Origin of the sequence: Mobilicoccus pelagius NBRC 104925 (assembly GCF_000247995.1) — a bacterium.
GTDB classification, from domain to species: domain Bacteria; phylum Actinomycetota; class Actinomycetes; order Actinomycetales; family Dermatophilaceae; genus Mobilicoccus; species Mobilicoccus pelagius.
Genome location: NZ_BAFE01000022.1, coordinates 22,967 through 30,880 on the forward strand (window position 1 = coordinate 22,967; position 7,914 = coordinate 30,880).

At 69.9% G+C, this 7,914-nt stretch carries 6 protein-coding genes; 5 read left to right on the forward strand and 1 reads right to left on the reverse strand.

Going from position 1 to position 7,914, the window contains the following annotated elements; translation table 11 throughout:
* Nucleotides 1–220: 220 nt before the first annotated feature.
* Entirely contained in the window at nt 221–2,086 is a 1,866-nt protein-coding gene (recQ, locus tag MOPEL_RS04035; RefSeq protein WP_040632838.1) for a DNA helicase RecQ, read from the forward strand.
* Nucleotides 2,087–2,215: 129 nt separating this feature from the next.
* Nucleotides 2,216–2,584 (forward strand): amino acid permease, encoded by a 369-nt coding sequence (locus tag MOPEL_RS18060; protein ID WP_009481580.1) that lies wholly within the window; start codon nt 2,216–2,218, stop codon nt 2,582–2,584.
* Between the two features lie 617 nt (nt 2,585–3,201).
* On the opposite strand, the gene MOPEL_RS04045 is transcribed toward MOPEL_RS18060, so the two are convergent.
* Nucleotides 3,202–3,567, reverse strand: coding sequence for a MarR family winged helix-turn-helix transcriptional regulator (locus tag MOPEL_RS04045; protein ID WP_009481581.1), 366 nt, complete (start codon nt 3,565–3,567; stop codon nt 3,202–3,204).
* A gap of 44 nt (nt 3,568–3,611) precedes the next feature.
* Between MOPEL_RS04045 and MOPEL_RS04050 the strand changes: the two genes are divergently transcribed.
* The 3 genes from MOPEL_RS04050 to MOPEL_RS04060 all read left to right on the forward strand — a co-directional run bounded on the left by MOPEL_RS04050 (nt 3,612) and on the right by MOPEL_RS04060 (nt 7,203).
* Entirely contained in the window at nt 3,612–4,649 is a 1,038-nt protein-coding gene (locus MOPEL_RS04050) for an ABC transporter substrate-binding protein (RefSeq protein ID WP_009481582.1), read from the forward strand.
* 134 nt (nt 4,650–4,783) lie between these two features.
* Nucleotides 4,784–6,190: an APC family permease gene (locus tag MOPEL_RS04055; RefSeq protein ID WP_009481583.1), complete on the forward strand. Its 1,407-nt coding sequence runs from the start codon at nt 4,784–4,786 to the stop codon at nt 6,188–6,190.
* A complete protein-coding gene (locus MOPEL_RS04060; RefSeq protein WP_009481584.1) occupies nt 6,190–7,203 on the forward strand; it encodes an acetamidase/formamidase family protein in 1,014 nt (337 codons plus the stop codon). Before MOPEL_RS04055 ends, MOPEL_RS04060 begins: the two co-directional genes overlap by 1 nt.
* Nucleotides 7,204–7,914 lie beyond the last annotated feature (711 nt).

Genomic DNA, 7,914 nt, shown 5'->3' on the forward strand with positions numbered 1-7,914 from the left:
CCGACCCCGTGTCCGTGGGCGGCCCGCGGCACGGTCGCGCCCCTGGCGTGCGGGCGGCGTGTGCGTGGTGCCGGCCCCCCCCGGGGTGGGCGGTGCCCGGCCGCGTCGTGCGGGCGGTGTGTGTCGAGAGATGCCGGGTCGGGTGGGGCCGTCGGTCGCGATCCACAGGCGCGTCCAGTTCGGGGGTGGCGTGTCGGTGGTCCTGCGTAGGCTGGCCGCGATGTCTGCCGTCGACGAATCCACGCCCGCCACCGCCCGCGAGATGCTGCGACGCGTCTGGGGCTACGAGGACTTCCGCGGCGACCAGGCCGAGATCATCGGGGAGGTCGTCGCGGGGCGCGACGCACTCGTCCTCATGCCGACCGGCGGCGGCAAGTCGCTCTGCTACCAGGTGCCCTCACTCGTACGGGAGGGGACGGGCGTCGTCGTGAGTCCGCTCATCGCGCTCATGGCCGACCAGGTCGACGCGCTCTCGGCGCTCGGGGTGCGGGCGGGATTCCTCAACAGCACGCAGCTGCCGCACGAGCGGGCGTCCACCGAGCAGGCCCTCCTCGCTGGGGAGCTCGACCTCCTCTACCTGGCACCCGAGCGGTTGCGTGTGCCCGAGACCCTCGCGCTCCTCGACCGGGCCCGCATCGCGCTCTTCGCCATCGACGAGGCCCACTGCGTGAGCCAGTGGGGGCACGACTTCCGCCCCGACTACCTCCGACTCTCGATGCTCCACGAGCGGTGGTCCGACGTGCCGCGCATCGCCCTCACGGCGACGGCGACGGAGGCGACCCGGCAGGAGATCGCCGCCCGGCTGCAGCTCGAGGACGCCCGCCACTTCGTCGCCGACTTCGACCGGCCCAACATCCAGTACCGCATCGTCCCCAAGGACAGCCCGCAGCAGCAGCTCCTCCAGTTCCTTCGCGCCGAGCACGAGGGGGACGCCGGCATCGTCTACTGCCTCTCGCGGGCATCGGTGGAGCGGGTCGCGGAGTTCCTCTGCAGCCAGGGCATCCCCGCGCTGCCGTACCACGCGGGCCTCGACCGGGAGGTCCGCTCGACCAATCAGGCGCGGTTCCTCCGGGAGGAGGGGCTCGTCATGGTTGCGACGATCGCGTTCGGCATGGGCATCGACAAGCCCGACGTGCGGTTCGTCGCCCACCTCGACCTGCCGAAGTCCGTCGAGGGCTACTACCAGGAGACGGGCCGCGCGGGGCGTGACGGGTTGCCGTCGACGGCGTGGCTCGCGTACGGCCTCGCCGACGTCGTCCAGCACCGCAAGATGATCGAGAGCAGCGAGGGCGACGCCGCGCACCGTCGCAACCTCGGGCATCACCTCGACGCGATGCTCGCGCTGTGCGAGACGGTGACGTGCCGCCGCGAGCAGCTCCTCGCCTACTTCGGTCAGTCGGGCACGGGCCCGTGCGGCAACTGCGACACGTGCCTCGACCCGCCGAAGACGTGGGACGGCACGATCCCGGCGCAGAAGCTCCTCTCGACGATCGTCCGGCTGGACCACCGCCGTCAGCGCTACGGCGCAGGGCACCTCGTCGACATCCTCCTCGGCCGGGAGACCGACCGGGTGCGCTCCCTCGGCCACACCGACCTCACGACGTTCGGCATCGGTGCCGAACTCGACGAACGCGGGTGGCGCGGGGTCGTGCGGCAGCTCCTCGCCGCGGGCCTCGTCGGTATCGAGGGCGACTACGGCACCCTCGGGCTCACCGAGGCGTCCGTGGCCGTGCTCCGCGGCGAGCGGCAGGTGCTCATGCGCATCGAGCCCGGACGCCGCCGCGCACCCTCCCGCTCCTCCGGCGGCAGGGGCGGCGCGAAGGCGAGCGTCGCCGCCGACCTCACGGGGGAGGAGGCCGCCCTGTTCGAGCGCCTCCGCGCCTGGCGCGCGGCCACGGCCAAGGAGGCCGGAGTCCCCGCCTACGTCGTCTTCCACGATGCCACTCTGCGGGCCATCGTCACGGCGGCACCCACCACGACCGCCGACCTCGGCGCGATCAGCGGCATCGGCGCCGCCAAGCTCGAGCGGTACGGGGAGGGTGTGCTCGGAGTCGTCGCGGGGAGTGAGGCACCTGCCCACCGATGAGGTTCACGGCTTGCGTGCCGCAGGACGTCCTTGGTCGTCTCCGCCCCACGATCGACCGAATCCGAATCCCCGTGGCAGGCACACGCCCTGCTCGGTGCCCACGGGGGTCCGTGTCGAACGATGGCCGGGATGTCCGAGCCGTCGGAAGGCGCTCTCACGGCAGCGGCGGACGTCCTTCACGTCGATGATCATCCCGACGACGCCGGCCTCGGCAAGGGGCTGGCCCGGCGACACATGAACCTCGTCGCCCTCGGCGGGGTGATCGGGGCGGGCCTGTCCGTCGGGTCGGGGGTGGTCATCGGTCAGGCGGGGCGGGCGGCGATCGTGTCGTTCGTCGTGGCCGGGCTCATCACCGTCCTCGTCATGCGGATGCTTGCCGAGATGGCCGTCGACCGGCCGGCGCTCGGCTCGTTCTACATCTACGCGCGCGAATCCCTGTGGGCGCCGCGGCGGATTCGTGGTCGGCTGGCCGTACTGGTACTTCTTCACGGAGTGTGAGGCGATACTTCGGTTCGCCCCGAAGATGTGCCCGGGCCCGAACAAGCAGATCTACTGTGCCGGCGGCGAGATCTCCTGTTCGCCGCGCTGGGATCTGGACGACCGTGCCCTTCCCGGTGAGGCAGGCGCTCGTCGGCCTTGCCCATGTAGGCGTGCACGAGGTCATCGGGAGGCACCCGCTCAGCGCCCCGGAATCCAGGAAGTGCCACCGGTAGGTCGAGGGGTCGCTGCCCGCGGAGTACAGGTCGATCGAGGGTGCGGGCGCCCATCTGCTGCGGTGGCGCGGCGGGCGAGGAAGATGCGTTTCAGGCCCGTCAAGCGGGCGGCGTGTAGGTCCTCGGTGCGGTGTCCGGTCGCGGGTGGGCGCCGCCCGAACACGTAGGCGCCATCGGCCGTGTCGGAGACGTCGACGGCGCACCCACCCGGATGCCGAAGACGAGGGCGGCCACGGGAGCGGCTGAGCGGAACACGACTCCGCGCCCTTCTCTCCTGCGGCTACTTCCTGAGCTGCCTCGCAGGAAGGCCCCCTGGCGGCGGATCCTGCAGGATTCGCCACTCCCGGGGTCTCACCTCCGGTCGAGCGGCATCGGGTGACGCGCCTGTCGGGGACGGCGTGATCAGCCCGTGGGGGCGGGGGCTGCCAGGCGCCCCGCAACGATGCCGTCGGCGCGTTCGAGCATGTCGGCTCCTTCATCGGTGAGGAGGACCGTCACGCGGCGCCGGTCGTCTCCGGTGGCACGTCGATGGCTCAAGCCGCGGTCGACGAGGAAGTCGACGAGGCGGGTGGTGGTTGCGGCGGGGATGCCGAGTTGGGTGCCGAGCTCGCTCATGGTGACGCCGCTGTCGCGGTCTAGGCGGCGCAGGGCCCGCCACTGATCGACTTGGAGTCCGATCTCGGCCTCCAAGGTGATGGTCAGGTCGCGGTGGAGTCGGCGGGCGCTCGTCAGCAGACCGTCGGCAGCCGTCGGGGAGGTGGGGGTCATGCGGGTCCTTTCCCAGAGTCGGCGTTGGAACCATACTGGCCCCGATGCCCGCGTCCCGTCTGGTGGTCGACTATCTCGACACCTTGGTCAACGATCGGGGTGAGGACTTTCGCCTCGCCCTGGCCGTGCCGCGTTCGGGCACGTTGGGGCTGGCCCGCCCGGCCGGTCTGGCTGCGGCGATCATGGCCGCGGAGGAGATCAACGACGCCGGTGGAGTGCGCGATCGCCGCCTCACCCTCACCCCGGTCGACGCCGGATTGCCACCCGCCGGTAGCGCACGGGAATTGGAGCCTCTGGTGGCGGCGGTGGATGCGGTGGTGGGATTCCACACCAGTGATGTCCACCGGGCATTGGAACGGGTCACCTCGGGGCGGGTGCCCTACATCTTCGCTGCCCCCCACGAGGGCGGCGCTCGGCTGCCGGGCGTCGGGCTGCTGGGGCCTTCGCCGGCGGCGCAACTGGGGGAGCCGGTGCGGGCCCTGGTGGAACGCGGGTTGAGGTCGTGGGCGCTGCTGGGGAGCGATTACATCTGGCCGCGGCGGGTGCACGCCGTCGCCGAGCGTCTGATCCGGCACAACGGCGCCCAGGTGCGGTCGGCACGGCTGGTGCCGCTGGGGCGGGTGGACGGGGATGAGTTGGCGTCGTGGGTGCGACGCTCAGGCGCGCAGGTGGTGCTGGTGTCGCTGGTGGGTCGAGACCTGGCGGTGTTCAACCGGGCGTTCGCCGGGTCCCGAGTGGCCGGATCGGTGGTGCGGGTGTCGGGTGCGTTGGAGGAGGTGGGCCTGCTGGAGGTTGATGGGGACGACACCGGCGGGTTGTTCTCGGCGATGCCGTGGTACGTCGAAGACGACCCGGACGGGTTCGGGGAACGGTATGCCACCCGGTGGGGTGCGATGTCTCCGCAGGTGGGGGCGTATGCGCGCGGCTGCTATGACGCGGTACACGCGGTTGCGGCGGCGAGTCGGTCGGGTCGGTTGAGTGCGCATGCCCCGGGCGCGGGTCTGCCCTCGGGGGGATCCGCTCCGCCGAACCGCTTGGCGTGCGCCGACGGGATGCGGTTGGTGCCCGTCGATCGTGCGTGACGGTGGCCGCGGAAACGGCCGCGGCCGGTCCGGCCGAGAGTCGATGAAGATCCCCGGCCTCGTGACGGCCCAGAGGGCTAGCCTCCGGCGTACATTCCATCTGGAATGTTTCCGTTCGGAAGTTAGGAGGTGCTGTGAGCACCCCACCTGTCCCTCCCGCCCCTCACGCCGACCGCTCCCTGGAGGATTTCGGTTATACCCAGGAGCTGCACCGGTCCCTCACCTTCACCGATCTGCTCGTGTACGGGCTGATCTTCATGGTGCCGATCGCCCCGTTCGGCATCTTCGGGTCCGTCTACCAGTCCTCCGGTGGCATGGTCGCGTTGACCTACGCCGTGGGCATGATCGCGATGATGTTCACTGCGAACTCCTACGCCCAGATGTCGCAGGCCTTCCCCATGGCCGGGTCGGTCTACACCTATGCCGGGCGGGGGTTCCGCCCATGGGTGGGGTTCCTGGCCGGGTGGGTGATCCTGCTGGACTATGTCCTCATCCCGGCGTTGCTGTACCTCGTGGCCAGCGTCGCCATGACTTCGATCGTGCCCGGTGTGCCGGTGTGGGCATGGCTCATCGGGTTCGTCGCGCTGAACACCGCAGTCAACTACCTGGGCATCGAGATGACCGCGAAGGTCAACAAACTGATGCTCGCCGCCGAACTCGTCATCCTGGCGATCTTCCTGGTCACCGGCGTGGTGGCGGTGGCGCAAGGGAAGGGCACCGGGTTCTCCTTCACGGCCTTCTTCAACCCCCACACCTTCACGTGGCCGTTGGTGTTGGGGGCGGTGTCGATGGCGGTACTGTCCTTCCTCGGTTTTGACGGCATCTCCATGCTCGCCGAGGAGAACAAGGAGTCCAGCAGCACCATCGGTCGAGCCATGGTGGCGGCGCTCCTCCTGGCCGGAGTGTTGTTCATCGTGCAGACGTGGGTCGCGTCGATGCTCGTTCCCAACGGGGCGGCCATCCTGTCCGGTGGCGACCCGGGCGGCACCGCGTTCTACGACGCGGCACGCGTGGGTGGCGGTGCCTGGTTGGCGGGGTTGACGGCGTTGGCAACCGCGATCGCGTGGGGCTTTGCCAACTCCCTGGTCGCACAGGCCGCGACCTCTCGGTTGTTGTACGCGATGGCGCGGGATCGGCAGCTTCCGGCGTTCCTGGCCACGGTGAGCGAGCGGCACGGGGTCCCCGTCAACGCGACATTCGTGACTGCCGCGGTGTCGTTGGTGGTCGGGTTGACGATGGCCGCCCAAAGCGATGGCATCACCCTGCTGGGCACCCTGGTCAACTTCGGCGCACTGTCGGCCTTCCTCGTCCTGCACCTGTCGGTCGTCAACCACTTCGTGCGTCGGCAGGGAAGCCGAGACTGGCTGCGTCACCTCGTGTTCCCCCTGATCGGGTTCGCGATCCTGTTGTTCGTCGTCATCAACGCCAAGGTCGCTGCGCAGGCCCTCGCGTTTGCGTGGCTGGCACTGGGTGTGGTCGTCCTGCTCGTGTTCAAGGTCCGCAATCGAGAGCCGCAACTGGCCGGAATGGAGGAATCCTGATGTCCGAGGTTTTCACCCTCACCCCCGAACCCGACACCTTGATCTACACCTTCGGTGGCAATCCCGCCGTGCTGCGGGTCCCGGCCGGATCGATCATCGAGATCGAGACCGAAGACTGCTTCGGCGGCAAGGTCCGCTCGGTGCAAGACCTGCCTTCGGCGGTGTGCGATCTGGCCCACCTGAACCCGGTGACCGGCCCCATCCACGTCGAAGGCGCTCAGCCCGGTGACGTGTTGGCGGTGCATCTGGCCCAGATCCGGCCCCGCCGCGACTGGGCGGTGTCCTCGACGTTCCCCCACTTCGGTGCTCTGACCGGGACGGGGACCACGGCGATGCTGCACGAGGCGCTGGAGGAACGCGTCTGGATGTACGAGATCGACCACGACGCCGGCACCTGCCGCTATCAGGCGCGCGGCAGCGACTTCAGCGTCGACCTGCCCCTGGACCCCTTCCACGGCACTATCGGGGTCGCCCCTGCCGCGGGGGAACGAATGATGTCGGTCACCCCCGCCGCGCACGGCGGCAACATGGACACCCCCGAGACCCGGTCGGGCACCACCGTGTACCTACCGGTGCACGAGGAGGGCGCCATGCTGGCCATCGGGGACGGGCACTGCCGCCAGGGTGAGGGTGAGGTGTGCGGGACCGCGGTGGAGGCGGCCATGGCGACCACGATCGTCGTCGACGTCATCAAGAACGCCACGATCGCCTGGCCGCGGCTGCAGGACGACACTTACCTGATGTCGACGGGATCGACCAAGCCGCTGGAGGACGCCTACCGCGTGAGTCAGCGGGACATGGTCGGCTGGGTGGCGCAGTTGACCGGTCTGGACCTGCTGGACGCGCTGCAACTGGTCAGCCAGGCCGGTCTGGCACCCACGGGCAACGTCGTGGACACCAATTACACGATGGTCGCCAAGATGCCCAGCTCCCTGTTGGGTGGCGTGGACATCTTCGACGGCGTCCACGAGCGGCTGCGCGACCTGGGCCGCTCCTACCTGCAGCACCGCTGATCACGAGCTGACACGTCATCCGACCCGCCTCCCGAACGAAACTGGGGAGGCGGGTCGGACGACGTGCAGGCAACGGTGTCAGTGGGTGGGGGCCACGGCGATGACTGCCGGCCTGGATGACATCGCCGATCAGGTCGGGCAGGACCTCTACGTTCGCGCCTCGAAAGACCGCAGGACGGGGTGGAGACAGCCTGACCGACCCTGCCTGTTCCGGGTGATGGGCTACCAGGTCCTTCCCGTGGTGGGGCGTTGCGGGACGCGCTGGCCGAGCGCATCACGCAGTCCGGCGACACCCGGCCGAGACGGCGCTCTTGGCGCTCGGGTGCCGCCACCACGACGCGCGCAGTTGTGGCTTCGCGCCCCGATGGGGGTCGTGGAGCACACGCCCTCGCGGGAAACGCTGAGCCACACGGAGAAGACCGTGCGGTAGCGCACGGGTGCCCTTTGCGCGCTGACCGATGAGCTGCGCGCGGAACCGACAGCAGGGGTGGGGGCCTCAGGTGACCCTGCTGGGACGACGGTGCATCTGTGACGCGGCCGCGGGCGGAACGTGTGGCTGGTCGGATTTGCAGACACTCACCCGGTGGGAGGCGAGGACGGAGAACGCTGCGGACGGGGCGCGACGACACGCACGGTGACATCCGCCCGTCGTTGCAGCAGCACCCAGCTCACTCGCCTGCGGGGCTGAAAGCCAAGTCGGTCCGGAAATCC